We start from the raw sequence: 17008 nt of genomic DNA on the forward strand, positions 1-17008 counted from the left end.
GGCGCCACCGCCGCGCGCCTCCGCCGAATTGAGCTGGTCGGTCAGCCCGCCTTGGCGCGCCGCCGGCGCAGGTCGGGCGGCGTCGCCTCCTCGACGAGCATGGCGAGCGCGTCGGCAAGCGCCAGCGACTGCTGGTCGCGCAAACCGAGCCGGCGCACATTGACCGTGCCCTCCTCTGCCTCGCGCCGGCCGCAGACCAGAAGCACCGGCACCTTGGTCAGCGAATGTTCGCGCACCTTGTAGTTGATCTTTTCGTTGCGCAGATCGGTTTCCACGATCAGCCCGCGATCCTTCAGCGTGCGCGCCACGTCTTGCGCGTAGTCGTCGGCATCCGAGGTGATGGTGGCGACCACGACCTGCAGCGGCGCGAACCAGAGCGGGAAATGACCGGCATAATTCTCGATCAGAATGCCCAAAAACCGTTCCATCGAGCCGCAGATGGCGCGGTGGATCATCACCGGCTGCTTCTTTTCCGAATCCGCGCCGATATAGAAGGCGCCGAACCGTTCCGGCAGGTTGAAATCGACCTGGGTGGTACCGCATTGCCACTCGCGGCCGATCGCGTCCTTCAGCACATAATCGAATTTCGGGCCATAGAACGCGCCGTCGCCGGGATTGATCGCGGTCTTGATGCGGCTGTCGGATTGCTGGATCTGGGTTAGCACACGGCCCATGATCTCCTCGGCATGGTCCCACAGCGCATCGGAACCGACGCGCTTTTCCGGCCGGGTGGAGAAAAACACCGTGATCTCCTCGAAGCCGAAATCGGCATAGGTCGACAGGATCAGGTCGTTGATCTTCAGACATTCAGCCGCGAGCTGGTCCTCGGTGCAGAAGATGTGCGCGTCGTCCTGGGTAAAGCCGCGCACGCGCATCAGTCCGTGCAGGGCGCCGGAGGGCTCGTAGCGGTGGACATTGCCGAATTCGGCCAGCCGGATCGGCAGGTCGCGATAGGATTTCAGGCCGTGTTTGAAGATCTGCACGTGGCCGGGGCAGTTCATCGGTTTGAGCGCGAAGACGCGGTCGTCCTCCGCGTCGTCTCCGGCGACCTGCACCTTGAACATGTTTTCGCGATACCAGCCCCAGTGGCCGGACGTCTCCCACAGGCCCTTGTCGAGCACCTGCGGGGCGTTGACCTCCTCGTAGGCTTCCTGGTCGAGGCGCCGGCGCATATAGGCGACAAGGTTCTGGAACATCCTCCAGCCCTTGGAATGCCAGAAGACGACGCCCGGCCCCTCCTCCTGGAAATGAAACAAATCCATCTCGCGGCCGAGCCGGCGGTGATCGCGCTTCTCGGCTTCGGCGAGCATGTGCAGATAGGCATCGAGCTGCTTCTGGTCGGCCCAGGCCGTGCCGTAGATACGCGTCAGCATGGGATTGTTGGCATCGCCGCGCCAATAGGCGCCCGCCACCTTCATCAGCTTGAAGGCGTTGCCGATCTGCCCGGTCGAGGCCATGTGCGGGCCGCGGCACAGGTCGAACCAGTCGCCCTGGGAATAGATTTTCAGTTCCTGGTCTTCCGGAATCGCGTCGATCAGCTCGACCTTGTAGGCCTCGCCCTTGTCGCGAAACACCTGCCTGGCCTTGTCGCGGTCCCAGACCTGCTTGGTGAACGGCATGTTGCGGCCGATGATCTCGCGCATCTTTTTCTCGATGGCGGGAAAATCCTCCGGCGTGAACGGCTCGTTGCGCGCGAAATCGTAATAAAACCCGTTTTCGATCACCGGTCCGATGGTAACCTGGGTGCCGGGCCACAATTCCTGCACTGCCTCGGCCAGCACATGGGCGGTGTCGTGGCGGATCAGTTCCAGCGCGCGCGGATCGTCGCGGGTGATGATCTCGACCGCGCCGGAGGTGCCGATCGGATCGGCCAGGTCGCGCACCGTGCCGTCGAGCGCATAGGCGACCGCCTTCTTGGCCAGCGATTTCGAAATCAATTCGGCAAGCTGCGCGCCGGTCGTCGTCGCGTCATGCTCGCGCACGGATCCATCGGGAAATTTTAGGGAAATCTGCGACATCGTCGTCTCCTATCCAGTCCCGCACACGAACGCGGGTGGTGTCGTATTTGATCAACCGGCGCACACGCCAAGGCAAAGCGCACCGGACGGCACGCTACATAGGCACCGTTCCGACGCGCGTAAAGCCCGCGCGGGCGGCAATACCGGGCGCGGACTGCGATGGCGAGGCTAAGGCAGGGCCGGACGACCCCGCCCTAGCGTCAGCTGTTGTCTTCGACCGGAGCGCCCGGTCCGTTCTTCTTGATGGAAGCGATCGCGTTCTCGGCGCTCGACTTCGAGCTATAGCCCTCGGTCGAAAACATGATCTCGCTGTTGTATTTGAAACGGACGCGGAACTCGCCCTTCTTGTCCTTGTAGATCTCGAACTTGTGAGCCATCTGCGGTTTTCCTCTCCGATTCTGGAAACGATGCGATTCGCAAATTGCCAGCGCCCGCCCCCGGGAACAAGCGCTGGTTGTCGTCGCCAGCGCGGTTATGCCCCGATCTGTCGCCGAACGGGACCCCGGCCGGCAGCACCACACCGGGTCCCGACAGCTGCCCGGATCGCCCTTACCCGGCGCGCGAACGCCGCCCGACGCTCCAGTAGCGCCATGGCAGATACCAGCGCAGCCGCCTGTCGAGCGTATCGGGCACGTTGTCGATGCCGTGCGTGCCGCCAGGGCCGCAGCGCGCGACCCGAAACAGAGCCAGCCAGCCTCCCGACCACAGCCCGTGGCGGGCGATCGCTTCATAGGCATATTCCGAACAGGTCGGAAAATGCCGGCACGAATTGCCGATGAAGCCCGACAGGGTGAGCTGGTAGAGCCGCACGAAACCGGTGCCGAAAAGCCTGCCAGGCGTTTTCGGCCAAACTCCTGAAAAATTGCGCGAGCGAGCGGTCATGTCCGGTTCATTGAACTAGCGCAGCAATGCCGGCCGCGGATGCGGCGTTGCCAAGGGCCGGTCGGATCCACGCCGGTCAGGCCGCCTGCCCGGCCTGCTTTTTCTCGATCTGGCCGATCGCGTCGACGACCGCGTCGAAGGTCAGGAGCGTGGAGGCGTGGCGGGCCTTATAGTCGCGCACCGGCTCCAGATATTTCAGGTCCTCGAACCGGCCCTGCGGCGGCGCGCCGTTTTCCTTCAGCATTTTGCGCATCGTCTCGCGCACAGTCCGCAATTCCTCCGCCGAGGCGCCGACGACATGGCTGGCCATGATCGACGACGACGCCTGGCCGAGCGCGCACGCTTTGACCTCGTGGGCGAAGTCGGTGACGACGCCGTCCTTCATCTTCAGGTCGACGACAACGGTGGACCCGCATAGCTTGGAATGCGCCTTGGCGCTGGCGTCGGCGTCGGCGAGCCGTCCGATGCGCGCAATATTGCCGGCGAACCCGAGAATTTTCGCGTTGTAGACGTCGTTGATCATGTTTTTCGCACGTCCGTCGAAATTGCGACAATCCGTTTCCGTCTGCCGCCTTTCAATTGTTGTATCCACTCATATATAATGCCTGGGTTGCCGTTGCAGCAAGACGGACGGTCTTGGCGCACCGGAAAACACGACGCCATTTTCGGGCAGTTTCGGAATTTCGTTCCCGCAATCCCTGAAAAGGCCGTGGTCCGTTCAACTCGTTCCTCCGTAGAGGGGAACTACGGGAGACGCTTTTCATGGACGCAATCGTGAAGCCATTCGCCACATCCACCGCCACCGCCGCGCCAGCCGACAAGCCCAGCCAGGCCGAGGCCGAAGACGCCGTGCGCACGCTGTTGCGCTGGATCGGCGAAGATCCGGGCCGCGAGGGCCTGCTCGACACGCCCCAGCGCGTCGCAAAAGCCTATCGGGAGATGTTTTCCGGCTACGAGCGCGATCCGGCCGAAGAACTCGGCCGCACCTTCGAGGAAGTCGCCGGCTTCGACGACATGGTCATCGAGCGCGACATCTATTTCCATTCCCATTGCGAGCACCACATGGTGCCGATCATCGGCAAGGCGCATATCGGCTATCTGCCGGACGGCCGGGTCGTCGGCCTGTCCAAGCTCGCCCGCGTGGTCGACATCTTCGCCCAGCGCCTGCAGACGCAGGAGGCGATGACGGCGCAGATCGCCGGCGCCATCCAGGACGCGCTCAATCCGCGCGGCGTTGCCATCATCGTGGAGGCCGAGCACATGTGCATGGCCATGCGCGGCATCCGCAAGCAGGGCGCGACCACGCTGACCTCCACCTTCACCGGTGTTTTCAAGGACAGTGCCGAAGAGCAGGCACGCTTCTTCACGCTGTTGCGGGCGGGCGCGAGAGCCTGACCTTGCGCCGGCTGACGGCGGTCCGCAGTCCTTCGTCGCAAGACGGGCCCGGCCGCCCGCCAGCATCGCACGGCGCGGGCGGCTTTATGTCAAAGACGCATGGCTCAACACAGGACCCGGCATGACTCGATCCGATTTTCCCGCCCCGCCGACTTCCAAGAGCGAACTGGAGGAAGGCGCAGCCTTCACCCCGCGTTTCGACGCCAGCGGGCTGGTGACGGCCGTGGTCACCGACGCCCAGGACGGCACGGTGCTGATGCTGGCGCACATGAACGCCGAAGCGCTTGCGCTGACGCTGGAAACCGGCATTGCGCATTATTGGTCGCGCTCGCGCGGCAGGCTTTGGAAAAAGGGGGAAACTTCCGGCAATCTCCAGCACGTCGTCGAAATGCGAACCGATTGCGACCAGGACGCGGTCTGGCTGCGCGTCCGCGTGGCCGGCCACGATGCGACCTGTCACACCGGCCGGCGTTCCTGCTTTTACCGCACGGTCTCCGCGGCCGACGGCGGTGCCCGGCTCATCACCGACGGGACGGCGCCGAAATTCGATGCCGCTTCGGTCTACGGAAACGATAACCGTTCATGAACGGGAACTGAACGCCGGGTTCACTATTTTGATACCCATTGCGGGTAAGGTGGCGCCTGGGACGCAAGGGAGATGATGATGCTCGAATGGGCATCCCTTCGCACGAGACATGAAGCTGGGGACGACCGCGAGGCGCCTCCGAGCCTCGACGCGCCCGAACCGCAGCCTCGACCCAAGACTGGTATCGCTCTGGCGCTCGGCGGCGGCGCAGCCCGCGGCTGGGCCCATATCGGCGTCCTGCGCGCGCTCGACGAAGCCGGCATCAAGATCAACATGATCGCCGGCACCTCGATCGGCGCCCTGGTCGGCGGCTGCTATCTGGCCGGCAAGCTGGACGAATTGGAAGAATTCGCCCGCAGCCTCACCAAGCGCCGTATTTTCGGACTGCTCGACCTGCATCTGGGCGGCAGCGGCCTGTTCGGCGGCATGCGGCTGACGGCGCGCATGCAGCAGCATATGCGCGGGGTCACGTTCGAGGACCTGGAAAAGCCCTTTGTCTGCGTCGCGGCCGAAATCCGCACCGGCCACGAAATCTGGCTGTCGAGCGGCAATTTGATCACCGCCATGCGCGCCTCCTACGCGCTGCCGGGCGTGTTCGAGCCCGTCAGCGCCAACAATCGCATTCTGGTCGATGGCGCGCTGGTCAATCCGGTTCCGGTTTCGGTGTGCCGCGCTTATGAGCAGCCGCTGGTGGTGGCGGTCAATCTGCACTACGACCTGTTCGGCCGCGCCGCCGTCATCAAGCACAGCGCCGGCGAACTGGTGGTCGAAAAGCCGAAACGCGCTGCCAACGTCACCGGCCACAATCCCCGCGACGCGGAGGCCCGTCTCGGCATCACCGGCGTGATGGTCGAAGCCTTCAACATCATCCAGGACCGGATTTCGCGGGCACGGCTGGCCGGCGATCCGCCCGACCTTTCGTTGCAGCCCAAGCTCGGCCAGATCGGGCTGACCGAGTTCCACCGCGCCGACGAGGCGATCCGCCTCGGCTACGACGCCACGCTTGCCAATATCAACGAACTCAAGCGCCTGCAGACCGTGCTGGCCTGACCGGCAGTTTTTTTCCAACGACGATCAGTCGGCGGCCGCGGCGTCGCTCAGCCGGAACTGCGCCGATTTGGCGCCGTTCCAGTAATTGGCCGACAGCGAACCCGCCGCGTGGATCAGCCGGCCGCGGCTGGCCAGAAGAAAGCGGCCTAGATCGGTGTCGGCGCTGCGAAAGGCCATTGCCTGCAGGCGCCCGCCGGAACCCGAGCGCAGCGCGATCCGCAAATGGCCCTGCCCGACCGGGCGCACCTCCGTCACCTGGTGGCGCGGCAGGACGAAAACCGGCTGCGGGTGTCCTGTGCCATAGGGGCCCGCACGTTCGAGAACGTCGAGAAGCTCGAGCGTGGCGCCGTCGGCGGCAAGCGCGGCGTCGATCTTGAGCGCCTGCTCCTCGCGCAGGCGAAATACCGCCTCGGCCGCCTGTTCCTCGAAAAATGTCCGCAACGCGCCCAGCTTGGCGCGTTTCACCGTGATTCCGGCCGCCATGGCGTGTCCACCGCCCTTGACGATCAAACCCCGGTCCGCGGCATCGCGCACCAGCCGGCCGATATCGAACCCGGCGATCGAGCGGCCCGAGCCGGTGCCCTCGCCATTGACGTTGAAGGCGATCGCGAAGACCGGCCGGCGCAATTGCTCCTTCAGCCGCGACGCGATCAGCCCGACGATCCCCGGGTGCCAGCTCGCGCTCTCGGTCAAAAACACCGCCGGACCTCGCCCATGCGCGAGTTCGGCCTCGGCCTCCGCGCGCGCCTCCTCCAGCATTGAGCGCTCCATCGCCTGGCGCTCCTGGTTGAGCCGGTCGAGCTGTTCGGCGATCTCGCGCGCAACGACCGGATCGGTCTCGGCCAAGAGCCGCGCGCCCAGCGCCGCATCGCCGATGCGCCCGCCGGCATTGATGCGCGGACCGATCAGAAAGCCGAGATGAAACGTATTGGTCGGCTCGCCGATACGCGCCACGCGCTGCAGCGCCGCCAGGCCGGGATTGTTCTGATGGCGGGCCGCGACCAGCCCCTTGACGACGAAGGCGCGGTTGACGCCGACGAGCGGCACGACATCGCACACGGTCGCAAGCGCGACCAGATCGAGCAGTTCCAACAGGTCCGGCAGCGGGCCGGATCTGCCGCTGGCGCGCAGATGCTTGACGGTTTGTACCAAGGTCAGGAATGTGACCCCGGCAGCGCACAAATGCCCCTGCCCCGACAGATCGTCCTCGCGATTGGGATTGACGACGGCGAGCGCATCGGGAAGCGCGCCGCCGACCTGGTGATGGTCGAGCACGACCACGTCGGCACCGGCCTCGTTGGCCGCCGCGACCGAGGGCGCGCTGTTGGTACCGCAATCTACGGTGACGATCAGCGTGGCGCCGCGCGCGACGAGGTCGCGCATGGCGTCGGGATTGGGCCCGTACCCTTCGAAGATCCGGTCGGGAATATAGATCTCCGCCTCGATGCCGAAATGGCGCAGGAAGCGCTTCATCAGCGCCGAGGAAGCGGCGCCGTCGACGTCGTAGTCGCCGAAGATCGCCACACGTTCGCGCTTCAGCGCGGCGGTTGCCAGCCGCGCGGCGGCCTTGTCCATGTCGGTCAGCGAGGCCGGATCGGGCAACAAATCGCGGATCGTCGGGTCGAGAAACCGTTCCGTCGCAGCGGCATCGATGCCGCGTCCGGCCAGGACGCGGGCGATAATATCGGGCAGGCCGTGGGTCTGGGCGATCTGGAGCGCGTCGTTCTCGCCACGCGCCGACAGGCGATGGACCCACATCTGCCCGCTCGCCGACCTCCTGACGTCGAGGAAGAGGCGCGCCTCACTCATGCCGTCATCCCGCTCCCGGGCCGGAACCGGCGGGTCGTGCGGCCGCGAGCGCCCTCAAAACTTGTCCAGATCCTGGTGCTTGGCCTTGATCTCGCGCACCGTGCGCGAGGATGAGCGCATCACGATCGTGTGGGTCTGGACGAAATCGCGGGCGAACTTGACCCCGGCCAAGAGATTGCCGTCGGTAACGCCGGTGGCCGCGAACAGGACATCGCCGCGCGCCATTTCGTCCATCTGGTAGATCTTGTCGGGATCGTCGATACCCATTTTCCTGGCCCGCGCGATCTTGTCGTCGGTGTTGAGCTGCAGGCGCCCCTGCATCTGGCCGCCGATGCAGCGCAGCGCCGCCGCCGCCAGCACGCCCTCCGGCGCCCCGCCGATACCGATATAGATGTCGATGCCGGTTTCGTCGGGATCGGTGGTGTGAATGACGCCGGCCACGTCCCCGTCGCCGATCAGGCGGATTGCGGCGCCGGTGGCGCGCACTTCCTCGATCAGCCGGGCATGGCGCGGGCGGTCGAGGATGCAGGCGGTAATCTCGCCGACCGGCACGCCCTTGGCCTTGGCGAGTTTCTCGAGATTGTCGGCCGCGGGCGCGTCGATATCGATGATGCCGGTCGGATAGCCGGGTCCGATCGCGATCTTGTCCATATAAACGTCCGGCGCGTAGAGCAGGCTGCCCTTTTCGGCGATCGCAATAACGGCGAGCGAGTTGGGCAGGTTCTTGGCGCAGATCGTCGTGCCTTCGAGCGGGTCGAGCGCGATGTCGACTTCCGGCCCGTCCTTGGTTCCCACTTCCTCGCCGATATAAAGCATCGGTGCCTCGTCGCGTTCGCCCTCGCCGATCACCACGGTACCGGTAATCGGCAGGCGGTTGAGCTCCGAACGCATCGCGTCCACCGCCACCTGGTCGGCAGCCTTTTCGTCGCCGCGCCCGCGCAGCCTGGCCGCTGCCACCGCGGCGCGCTCGGTCACGCGGACCAACTCAAGGGTAAGAATGCGATCGAGACCGTCGGAAGCGAGTTTGGCCATTTTTGTATCCTGAGAAAGGGCTCCGGCAAGCCGGGGCGGATAGTCGGTCGCCCCTTTTGTCAAACGGGCCCGGCAACGGCAAGGGACAGCGGTGGCGTTTCCCTAATCGCCAATCGTAACAATCGATTAAAAAAGACCGGATGGCCTATTCGGCACGCTCTATGCGGATCACCTGCGGCGTGTCGACGACATGGCCGTCCCTGGTGATGCCGTCGACGGCCTTGCGCACAGCGGCCTCGGTGGTCTCGTGCGTAACCAGGATGACGGTCTTGCGATCGGCCCCGTTTTCGCCGTTGGCGTGCTGGACAATCGATTCCAGCGAAATATCGTTTGCGGCCATGCGCTTGGCGATCGCGGCGAAGGCGCCGGCGCGGTCGATGACCGTCAGCCGGATGAAATAGCCGCCCGCATGGGCGCGCATGCGGGCGCGCTTATAGGGCCTAAGTTCGCGCGCCGGCCGGCCGAACACCGGCCCATGCTGGAAGCCGGGGCTTGCCTTGGCGATATCGGCAATGTCGCCGACCACGGCCGACGCCGTCGCGTTGCCGCCGGCGCCCGGGCCCGACAGCAGCAATTCGCCCAGAATGTCGGTTTCGATCGCCACCGCGTTGGTGACGCCGTCGACCTGGGCGATCACCGAGGCCGTCGGCACCATGGTCGGGTGCACGCGCTGCTCGATGCCGCTTTCGGTGCGCTGGGCGACACCCAGCAGCTTGATCCGGTACCCCAGTTCGCCGGCCGCGCGGATATCGGCCTGGGTGATGTTGGAAATGCCTTCCATGTAGATGTCGCCGGCCGAAATGCGCGTGCCGAAGGCAAGGCTGGTCAGGAGCGACAGCTTGTGAGCGGTGTCGTGGCCCTCGATGTCGAAAGTCGGGTCGGCTTCCGCGTAACCGAGGCGCTGGGCGTCGGCCAGGCAATCGGCGAACGACAGCCCCTCCTCTTCCATGCGGGTGAGAATGTAGTTGCAGGTGCCGTTCAAAATGCCGAAGACGCGGCTGATCGTGTTGCCGGCCATCGCCTCGCGCATGGTCTTGATGACCGGGATGCCGCCGGCCACCGCCGCCTCGTAATTGAGAAGCACGCCGCGTTTTTCGGCTTTTTCGGCCAGCGCGACGCCATGAGCCGCCAAAAGCGCCTTGTTGGCGGTCACAACGTGACGGCCGGCCGCAAGCGCGGCCTCGACGCAATCCTTGGCGATCCCCGTCTCGCCGCCGATCAGTTCGACGAACACGTCGATCTCGGCCTTTTTGGCGAGCGCGACCGGGTCGTCGAACCATGTCGCCTCGCCAAGCGTCAAGCCGCGATCCTTGTGGCGATCGCGCGCCGATACCGCGACCACGATGACCTCGCGCCCGCATTGGCGCGTCAGTTCCCCGGCCTTGTCGGTCAGCACGCGCACGACGGAGGCGCCGACCGTGCCCAGACCGGCAATTCCGACACGCAATGCTTCGCCCATGGCCGACCGCCCCTTTCGTTCGAGATTCTTGTGCTTGTTCAGCGGCGCGCGCCGAGCGCGACCACATTCGTCTCGCCATCCGGCCGGGCGCTGGCGGCGAGAAAGCGCTTGATGGAACGGGCAGCCTGACGGATGCGATGTTCGTTCTCGACCAGCGCGATGCGTACGAAATCGTCGCCATGCTCGCCGAAACCGATGCCCGGCGCCACCGCCACATGGGCTTTTTCCACCAGCAGTTTGGAAAATTCCAGTGAGCCGGCCTCGCGGAACGGTTCGGGGATCGGCGCCCAGGCAAACATCGTCGCCGCCGGCGCCGGTACGCTCCAGCCCGCACGGCCGAAAGCCTCAACCAGCACGTCGCGGCGGCGGCGATAGGTCTCGCGCACTTCTTCGATATCCGAGCCGTCGCTGTTGAGCGCCGCGGCGGCCGCCACCTGGATCGGCGTGAACGCACCGTAGTCGAGATAGGATTTCACCCGCGACAGCGCGGCGATCAGCCTGTCATTGCCGACGGCGAACCCCATGCGCCAGCCGGGCATGGAGAAGGTCTTCGACATCGAGGTGAACTCGACCGTGACGTCGATGGCGCCGGGCACCTGCAACACCGACGGCGGCGGGTTGTCGTCGAAATAGATCTCGGCATAGGCGAGATCGGACAGGATGATGAGGTCGTGCCGTTTGGCAAACGCGACGACGTCCTTGTAGAAATCGAGCGTGGCGACATAGGCCGTCGGATTGGACGGATAGTTGAGAATCAGCGCCAGCGGCCGCGGTATCGAATGCTTGACGGCGCGTTCCAGCGCCGGAATGAAACCTGAATCCGGCTCGGCGGGAATAGAGCGGATGACACCGCCCGACATGATGAAGCCGAAGGCGTGGATCGGATAGGTCGGATTGGGGCACAACACCACGTCGCCCGGCGCGGTGATCGCCTGGGCCATGTTGGCAAACCCTTCCTTGGAGCCGAGCGTGGCAACGACCTGGCTTTCGGGATCGAGCTTGACGCCGAAACGGCGCGCATAATAGGCGGCCTGCGCGCGCCGCAATCCGGGAATGCCGCGCGAGGCGGAGTAGCGGTGGGTGCGCGGATCGCGCACCACGTCGCATAATTTGTCGACGATCGACTTGGGTGTCGGCAGGTCGGGATTGCCCATGCCGAGATCCACGATATCGGCGCCCCTGGACCGCGCGCTCGCCTTCAGGCGATTGACCTGTTCGAACACGTAAGGCGGCAGCCGGCGGGTCTTGTGAAACTCTTCCATGGCGATCTCGGCGAGAGTGGAGCAATCTGGGCGCGCCTATACACCCAATCCGGCAGCCGGTCGATAGCGTCACTCGCCCTCGATCTTCTTGAGCGTGTCCTCGCCGTGCGTCTCGCCGAGCTTGCGCAGCCTTTCCAGTTCGGACGGCGCGATCCCCGGCTCGTTGGCGATCTCGGCCTGGCCGCTGGCCGAGCGACGCAATTCGCCCTTCTTGGCGCTGGCCTCGCCGGCGCTGAGCTGGTTGGCCGCGCCCTGGCGCGGCACGTTCAGGTTCGGATAGCGCCCGGTATTGCGCAACACCGGCGGCGAGACCCCGTCGATGGGCGCGGTCGGGCCGCCGTCGAGCGCGCCGGCCGGAACCGCCTCCTCGATCGGCACGCCCGCGCACGCGCCCGCCGCGGCAGACACTGCGACGATGAGTCCGCGCAAGACGGCGCGACAAAAGACCGGTCGAGACGTTTTCGACATATTGCGTTCCCGAACGTCGGCTAGGCAAATCCAGGCCGCCGGTTCAATGGACCGCTATGGCCGTCACATGATATTGTGTCAACAAAAGGCCCGGGAGGACCACAGCCGCAATGGCCAGGCAGGACGACAAGACGAATACGGACGCCAGCGCCTCGTCGGTCGAGCAGTATATCGTCAAAGACCCTGAGCAGTTTGCCCGCAACCTTGCCCATATGATCGAGCAGGCCGGCAAGGCGGCTTCGGCCTGGGTCACGCCGCGCGAACGCGGCGAGATACGCGACAGCGTGGCCGAGCCGATGGCCGACATGGTCAAGACCTTTTCCAAGCTGTCCGAATACTGGCTCTCCGACCCCGCGCGCGCGCTCGAGGCCCAGACCAAGCTGTTCGCCGGCTATATGAACGTGTGGTCGAACGCCGTCGGCAAGATGTCGGGCGAACAGCGCGACGAGGGCGACATCGAGCCCGAGCGCGGCGACAAGCGTTTCCAGGATCCCGAATGGGCCCGCAACGCGTTTTTCGATTTCCTCAAGCAGGCCTATCTGGTCACCTCGCGCTGGGCGGGCGAGCTGGTCGAACATGCCGATGGCCTCGACGAACATACCCGCCACAAGGCCAATTTCTACGTCCGCCAGATCACCCAGGCGATTTCGCCGTCGAACTTCATCCTCACCAATCCCGAGCTGTTTCGCGAGACTGTGTCGACCAACGGCGAAAACCTGGTGCGCGGCATGAAGATGCTCGCCGAGGACATCACCGCCGGCAAGGGCGAGTTGAAGCTGAGACAGGCCGACTATTCCAAATTCGCGGTCGGCAAGAACATTGCCACCACGCCGGGCAAGGTCGTGGCGCGCAGCGAACTGGCCGAGATCATCCAGTACGAGCCGACGACGCCCAAGGCGCTGAAACGGCCGCTGATGATCTGCCCGCCCTGGATCAACAAATTCTACATTCTCGACCTGAATCCGGAAAAATCCTTCATCCGCTGGGCCGTCGAGCAGGGCCACACCGTGTTCGTGATCTCCTGGGTCAATCCCGACGAGCGCCACGGCCGGATGGGCTGGGACGCCTATATCGACCAAGGCATTAGCTTTTGCCTCGACACGATCGAAAAAGCCACCGGCGAGCGCACGGTCAACGCGATCGGCTATTGCGTCGGCGGCACGCTGCTGGCGGCCGCCCTCGCCCTGATGGCCAAACGGGGCGACGACCGGATCGGGTCCGTCACCTTCTTCACCACCCAGGTCGACTTCACCCATGCCGGCGACCTGAAAGTGTTCGTCGACGAGGACCAGGTCGCCGCGATCGAGCGGACGATGAACGAAAAGGGCTATCTCGACGGCACCAAGATGGCCACTGCCTTCAACATGTTGCGCGCCGGCGACCTGATCTGGCCCTATGTCGTCAACAATTACATGCGCGGCAAGGAGCCGATGCCGTTCGATCTGTTGTACTGGAACTCCGATTCCACGCGCATGGCGGCCGCCAACCACTCCTTCTATCTGCGCAATTGCTATATGGAAAACAGCCTGTCGCGCGGGCGCATGGTGCTGGGCGGCGAAACGCTGTCGCTGAACGACGTCACCATTCCCGTTTACAATCTGGCTGCGCGCGAGGATCATATCGCACCGGCCCGCTCGGTTTTTCTCGGCTGCCAGTTCTTCGGCGGCGAGGTGGAGTTCGTGATGGCGGGTTCGGGACATATCGCCGGCGTCGTCAATCCGCCGCAGTCGAAAAAATACCAGCACTGGACCGGCGGGCCACCGCTGGGCGCGTTCGACGACTGGGTCAAGTCGGCCAAGGAAAATCCCGGCTCCTGGTGGCCGCACTGGCAAAAATGGATCGAAAAACAGGATCGCAAGCGCGTTGCCGCCCGGCGTCCGGAAGACGAAAAAATTCCAATTCTGGGCGACGCGCCCGGCGACTACGTCACCGTCAGGGTATAGCCGGCAAAGGCGCGCCACACGCAGCGAGCGAACAAGTCGGGTTGCCGACTGAAACGGTCTGTGATGACGCGCGGCCGCGCCAGCGCCGGGGGACCGTCCGCTCAACACGGTGCTGCCGCATTTCGCCCCTAGAGCCGTTCTGCTTTTCGCGGAATCGCAGACCGGCTCTAACTTGTTGTTTTGACGCGTTTCCGAACAGCGAACCGGCTTCCACTTCGCCTAGAAACGCTCCAGCGCGGGAGGGTGGCCGGGATTGCACTTTGACCGTGACTTCGTTAGGGCTCGAATGATCGATTCCGCGATTGTCCGGCTCCGATGGGCATGGGGTTGGAAGGGCTGCGTTCCAAGTGTGGAACGGTAAGAGGGGAATCCGTTGAAAACAGCGCAAGCGCCCGTTGGCAGCAGAAACCGCCGCGTACTCGTGACAGCGATGTTGTCTGTGCTGCTTGGAGCCTGCACGACCGGTGGATCGATGTTCGACGTCGCGTCCCCCTCCTTTAACGGCACCAGCGGCGCCACGACCGGCCCGGTCGTTCTGGACACGATCGAGGAAAGCGACCTCGCCGCCATCGACGAGGCGCCGCCGCCTTCCGTTATCGAGGAGGGCGACACGGTCCTTCCCACACAAGTCGCCTATCTGCCTGCCGACAAGCCCGGCACCGGTGCGCCGATGCCTGGCGAGAAGAGCGGCGACGGCCCATCCGCCGTGCGGGACGGACAGGCCCCGGCGGTCGCGACAGCCGACGACGTCGACGCTCAAACCGCCACGGCCGAGTTGCAACCCGCCCCGGACGTCCCCGCCGAACCGCCCAAGAAAGGCGGCTTCTTCGCCAGCCTGTTCAACAATCCCGCACCACGATCCGCCGGTGCCGGGCGCGAGGGGGCACCGCGTCAAGGCCGCCCCGCAACAGCGCCTCACGCGACCGTCGCCGCCATACCGGCCGACAAGCCGGACACCGGAACGCCGCCGCTGCCTGGACCGGCCAATGCGAGCGAAGAGGTGGCGGCCTCGACCGGCGACGCCACACAGCCCCGGCAGCCTCAACCGACCGCCTTCATCGAGAGCGGCCCCGGGCCGGCGCCCGCGCCGGTGCAAAAGCGCGGCTTTCTGGCGAGCCTGTTTTCCAACGACGCACGATCGGCCGGCACCGCGGAGCGGGAGGACGCCAGACCCAGGTCGCGGCGCGAGCCGGTGGTGGCGCTCGCCTCGACCGGACCGGCCAAGCCAATCATCGATCCGGTCTCCCCGACCGGCGCTGCAGACGCCCTGCCCGGCGTACGCCAGTCGGCCCTGTTTGAGATCAACCGCAAGTCGGGCCTCGACGAGGACGACGACATCGACGTCCACGAGGCGGGCGAGCCGGTGCGTGTGGCCTCGGCAGCCGGACTGGCCCGCCTGGCGCCCAACGGGCTCATCAAACAGACCGACCGCGTCGATGTCGGCTGCCTGAAACCGTCGCTCGTGCGCGTGCTGCGCCGCGTCGAGCAGCATTTTGGCAAGAAGCTGATCGTCACCTCCGGCTATCGCAGCCCGGCGCGTAACCGCCGCGCCCGCGGCGCGCGCAACTCGCTGCACATGTATTGCGCGGCAGCTGACGTCCAGGTGCCCGGTGTGTCCAAGGCACAATTGGCGAGGTTTGTACGCGCCATGCCCGGCCGCGGCGGCGTCGGCACCTATTGCCACACCAAATCCGTGCATATCGATGTCGGTCCCGAGCGCGACTGGAACTGGCGCTGCCGCCGCCGGCGCTGATCCCTCGCCAGCGGTTCCTCCCGGCTCCCGGTTTTTTGGCGACCACCCGGCCGCGGCGAAAGGCATACGCCTGCAATGCGCGCGGCCAAAAAAATCTTATGCGCGATCTGTTTTGCGGGTTGTCGCTCACAAGGAAGCTGACTATAAGGCCGCACGTTCCCCGCGCGCCCATCGTCTAGCGGTCTAGGACGCCGCCCTTTCACGGCGGAAACACGGGTTCGAGTCCCGTTGGGCGTGCCAGTTCTCCCGACAATTTCATCGCATACCGCACAGTCCGCCTGCAAAGGCGAGACGTCTGCGCCATGCCGATCGCGCCTGAAAAGCACCCATTTGCGAGCGCTTTCGCCGCAATGAACGCGCTCTGGGCTTGATGCCGGCGCGCTTCGATGCCAAATCTGCGCCTGAGGATGTCGCCGCACGGCAACATCCGCTCCCGTTGCCAACGCACGCCCGAAAGACGAACCCATGGTCACCTATCAGGACGCGGCGACCGCGCCTCTCAAGAACACAGGACAGATTCGGCTCTACGACGAGGCCGGCTTCGAGGGCATGCGCCGCGCCTGCCAGCTGACGGCCCGCTGCCTCGACGCACTGGTCCCGATGATCGAGCCTGGCGTGACCACCGAAGCACTCGATCGCTTCATCTTCGAATTCGGCATGGATCACGACGCGATCCCCGCCACGCTCAACTATCGCGGCTACACCAAATCGTCCTGCACCTCGATCAACCACGTGGTCTGTCACGGTATTCCCGACCGCAAGCCGCTGCGCGAGGGCGACATCGTCAACATCGACGTCACTTACATCCTCGACGGCTGGCACGGCGATTCCTCGCGCATGTACCCGGTCGGGCAAATCAAACGCGCAGCCGAAAGACTGCTGGAAGTGACCCACGAAAGTCTGATGCGTGGCATCGCGGCGATCCGTCCGGGCGCGCGCACCGGCGCGATTGGCGCTGCGATCCAAACCTATGCCGAAGCCGAGCGCTGTTCGGTGGTGCGCGATTTCTGCGGCCACGGCGTCGGGCTTCTGTTTCACGATGCGCCCAACATCCTGCACTATGGCAACCCCAATGAAGGGGTGGAACTGAAACCCGGCATGATCTTTACCGTCGAGCCGATGATCAATCTCGGGCGGCCGCATGTCAAAGTGCTGTCGGACGGCTGGACGGCCGTCACGCGCGACCGTTCGCTCTCGGCCCAGTACGAGCACAGCATCGGCGTCACCGAAACGGGCTGCGAAATCTTCACCCTGTCGCCGGCCGGACTCGACCGGCCCGGCCTGCGCGACTGAGAAAGCGGCGCGGCGCCCTGCCTCGCCCGTCCCATGACGATTCCCTCCGACCAAGAAA

15 protein-coding genes and 1 tRNA gene are annotated in these 17008 nt (G+C 65.1%); 7 read left to right on the plus strand and 9 right to left on the minus strand.

What is annotated here, in order from left to right:
- Positions 1 to 41: 41 nt before the first annotated feature.
- From thrS to ACT2B0_RS09590, 4 genes are all read right to left on the minus strand, one after another.
- Entirely contained in the window at positions 42 to 2018 is a 1977-nt protein-coding gene (gene thrS / locus ACT2B0_RS09575; protein ID WP_481658476.1) for a threonine--tRNA ligase, read from the minus strand.
- 200 nt (positions 2019 to 2218) lie between these two features.
- Complete coding sequence (locus ACT2B0_RS09580) at positions 2219 to 2395, minus strand: YegP family protein (protein ID WP_473464042.1); 177 nt, start codon at positions 2393 to 2395, stop codon at positions 2219 to 2221.
- 172 nt (positions 2396 to 2567) lie between these two features.
- Entirely contained in the window at positions 2568 to 2900 is a 333-nt protein-coding gene (gene yidD, locus ACT2B0_RS09585; RefSeq protein ID WP_473464045.1) for a membrane protein insertion efficiency factor YidD, read from the minus strand.
- Positions 2901 to 2976: 76 nt separating this feature from the next.
- Positions 2977 to 3423, minus strand: a complete 447-nt coding sequence (locus ACT2B0_RS09590; protein ID WP_473464047.1) for an iron-sulfur cluster assembly scaffold protein — start codon at positions 3421 to 3423, stop codon at positions 2977 to 2979.
- Between the two features lie 239 nt (positions 3424 to 3662).
- On the opposite strand from ACT2B0_RS09590, the gene folE reads away from it, so the two are divergent.
- The 3 genes from folE (at position 3663) to ACT2B0_RS09605 (ending at position 5931) form a co-directional block, all read left to right on the plus strand.
- Positions 3663 to 4295 carry a GTP cyclohydrolase I FolE gene (folE, locus tag ACT2B0_RS09595; protein ID WP_473464050.1) on the plus strand — a complete coding sequence of 211 codons (633 nt, stop codon included), beginning with the start codon at positions 3663 to 3665 and terminating at the stop codon, positions 4293 to 4295.
- A 121-nt stretch (positions 4296 to 4416) separates the two neighbouring features.
- On the plus strand, positions 4417 to 4881 hold the full coding sequence (hisI, locus tag ACT2B0_RS09600; RefSeq protein ID WP_473464052.1) for a phosphoribosyl-AMP cyclohydrolase: 465 nt from the start codon (positions 4417 to 4419) through the stop codon (positions 4879 to 4881).
- A 78-nt stretch (positions 4882 to 4959) separates the two neighbouring features.
- A complete protein-coding gene (locus ACT2B0_RS09605) occupies positions 4960 to 5931 on the plus strand; it encodes a patatin family protein (RefSeq protein WP_473465887.1) in 972 nt (323 codons plus the stop codon).
- A gap of 24 nt (positions 5932 to 5955) precedes the next feature.
- Here the strand turns inward: ACT2B0_RS09605 and recJ are convergent, their stop codons facing one another.
- The 5 genes from recJ to ACT2B0_RS09630 form a co-directional block, all read right to left on the minus strand.
- Positions 5956 to 7740, minus strand: a complete 1785-nt coding sequence (gene recJ, locus ACT2B0_RS09610; protein ID WP_473464055.1) for a single-stranded-DNA-specific exonuclease RecJ — start codon at positions 7738 to 7740, stop codon at positions 5956 to 5958.
- A 54-nt stretch (positions 7741 to 7794) separates the two neighbouring features.
- Positions 7795 to 8772, minus strand: coding sequence for a class II fructose-bisphosphatase (gene glpX / locus ACT2B0_RS09615; RefSeq protein ID WP_473464057.1), 978 nt, complete (start codon positions 8770 to 8772; stop codon positions 7795 to 7797).
- A gap of 145 nt (positions 8773 to 8917) precedes the next feature.
- Entirely contained in the window at positions 8918 to 10231 is a 1314-nt protein-coding gene (locus ACT2B0_RS09620) for a homoserine dehydrogenase (RefSeq protein WP_473464059.1), read from the minus strand.
- 38 nt (positions 10232 to 10269) lie between these two features.
- Positions 10270 to 11493 (minus strand): LL-diaminopimelate aminotransferase, encoded by a 1224-nt coding sequence (locus ACT2B0_RS09625; protein WP_473464061.1) that lies wholly within the window; start codon positions 11491 to 11493, stop codon positions 10270 to 10272.
- Positions 11494 to 11562: 69 nt separating this feature from the next.
- On the minus strand, positions 11563 to 11901 hold the full coding sequence (locus ACT2B0_RS09630) for a hypothetical protein (RefSeq protein WP_473464064.1): 339 nt from the start codon (positions 11899 to 11901) through the stop codon (positions 11563 to 11565).
- Positions 11902 to 12071: 170 nt separating this feature from the next.
- Between ACT2B0_RS09630 and ACT2B0_RS09635 the strand changes: the two genes are divergently transcribed.
- The 4 genes from ACT2B0_RS09635 (at position 12072) to map (ending at position 16950) form a co-directional block, all read left to right on the plus strand.
- A complete protein-coding gene (locus ACT2B0_RS09635) occupies positions 12072 to 13904 on the plus strand; it encodes a PHA/PHB synthase family protein (RefSeq protein ID WP_473464067.1) in 1833 nt (610 codons plus the stop codon).
- A gap of 472 nt (positions 13905 to 14376) precedes the next feature.
- Positions 14377 to 15657 (plus strand): YcbK family protein, encoded by a 1281-nt coding sequence (locus ACT2B0_RS09640; protein ID WP_473464070.1) that lies wholly within the window; start codon positions 14377 to 14379, stop codon positions 15655 to 15657.
- A gap of 164 nt (positions 15658 to 15821) precedes the next feature.
- Positions 15822 to 15897, plus strand: a tRNA-Glu gene (locus ACT2B0_RS09645).
- A gap of 225 nt (positions 15898 to 16122) precedes the next feature.
- Positions 16123 to 16950, plus strand: coding sequence for a type I methionyl aminopeptidase (map, locus tag ACT2B0_RS09650; protein ID WP_473464072.1), 828 nt, complete (start codon positions 16123 to 16125; stop codon positions 16948 to 16950).
- Positions 16951 to 17008 lie beyond the last annotated feature (58 nt).

It is taken from the genome of Nitratireductor sp. J20-h4, from assembly GCF_056780505.1.

Coding starts and splice junctions, on each gene's coding strand:
- thrS (WP_481658476.1), bottom strand. CDS start 2,018: ATGTCGCAGATTTCCCTAAAATTTCCCGATGGATCCGTGCGCGAGCAT.
- ACT2B0_RS09580 (WP_473464042.1), bottom strand. CDS start 2,395: ATGGCTCACAAGTTCGAGATCTACAAGGACAAGAAGGGCGAGTTCCGC.
- yidD (WP_473464045.1), bottom strand. CDS start 2,900: ATGACCGCTCGCTCGCGCAATTTTTCAGGAGTTTGGCCGAAAACGCCT.
- ACT2B0_RS09590 (WP_473464047.1), bottom strand. CDS start 3,423: ATGATCAACGACGTCTACAACGCGAAAATTCTCGGGTTCGCCGGCAAT.
- folE (WP_473464050.1), top strand. CDS start 3,663: ATGGACGCAATCGTGAAGCCATTCGCCACATCCACCGCCACCGCCGCG.
- hisI (WP_473464052.1), top strand. CDS start 4,417: ATGACTCGATCCGATTTTCCCGCCCCGCCGACTTCCAAGAGCGAACTG.
- ACT2B0_RS09605 (WP_473465887.1), top strand. CDS start 4,960: ATGCTCGAATGGGCATCCCTTCGCACGAGACATGAAGCTGGGGACGAC.
- recJ (WP_473464055.1), bottom strand. CDS start 7,740: ATGAGTGAGGCGCGCCTCTTCCTCGACGTCAGGAGGTCGGCGAGCGGG.
- glpX (WP_473464057.1), bottom strand. CDS start 8,772: ATGGCCAAACTCGCTTCCGACGGTCTCGATCGCATTCTTACCCTTGAG.
- ACT2B0_RS09620 (WP_473464059.1), bottom strand. CDS start 10,231: ATGGGCGAAGCATTGCGTGTCGGAATTGCCGGTCTGGGCACGGTCGGC.
- ACT2B0_RS09625 (WP_473464061.1), bottom strand. CDS start 11,493: ATGGAAGAGTTTCACAAGACCCGCCGGCTGCCGCCTTACGTGTTCGAA.
- ACT2B0_RS09635 (WP_473464067.1), top strand. CDS start 12,072: ATGGCCAGGCAGGACGACAAGACGAATACGGACGCCAGCGCCTCGTCG.
- ACT2B0_RS09640 (WP_473464070.1), top strand. CDS start 14,377: ATGTTCGACGTCGCGTCCCCCTCCTTTAACGGCACCAGCGGCGCCACG.
- map (WP_473464072.1), top strand. CDS start 16,123: ATGGTCACCTATCAGGACGCGGCGACCGCGCCTCTCAAGAACACAGGA.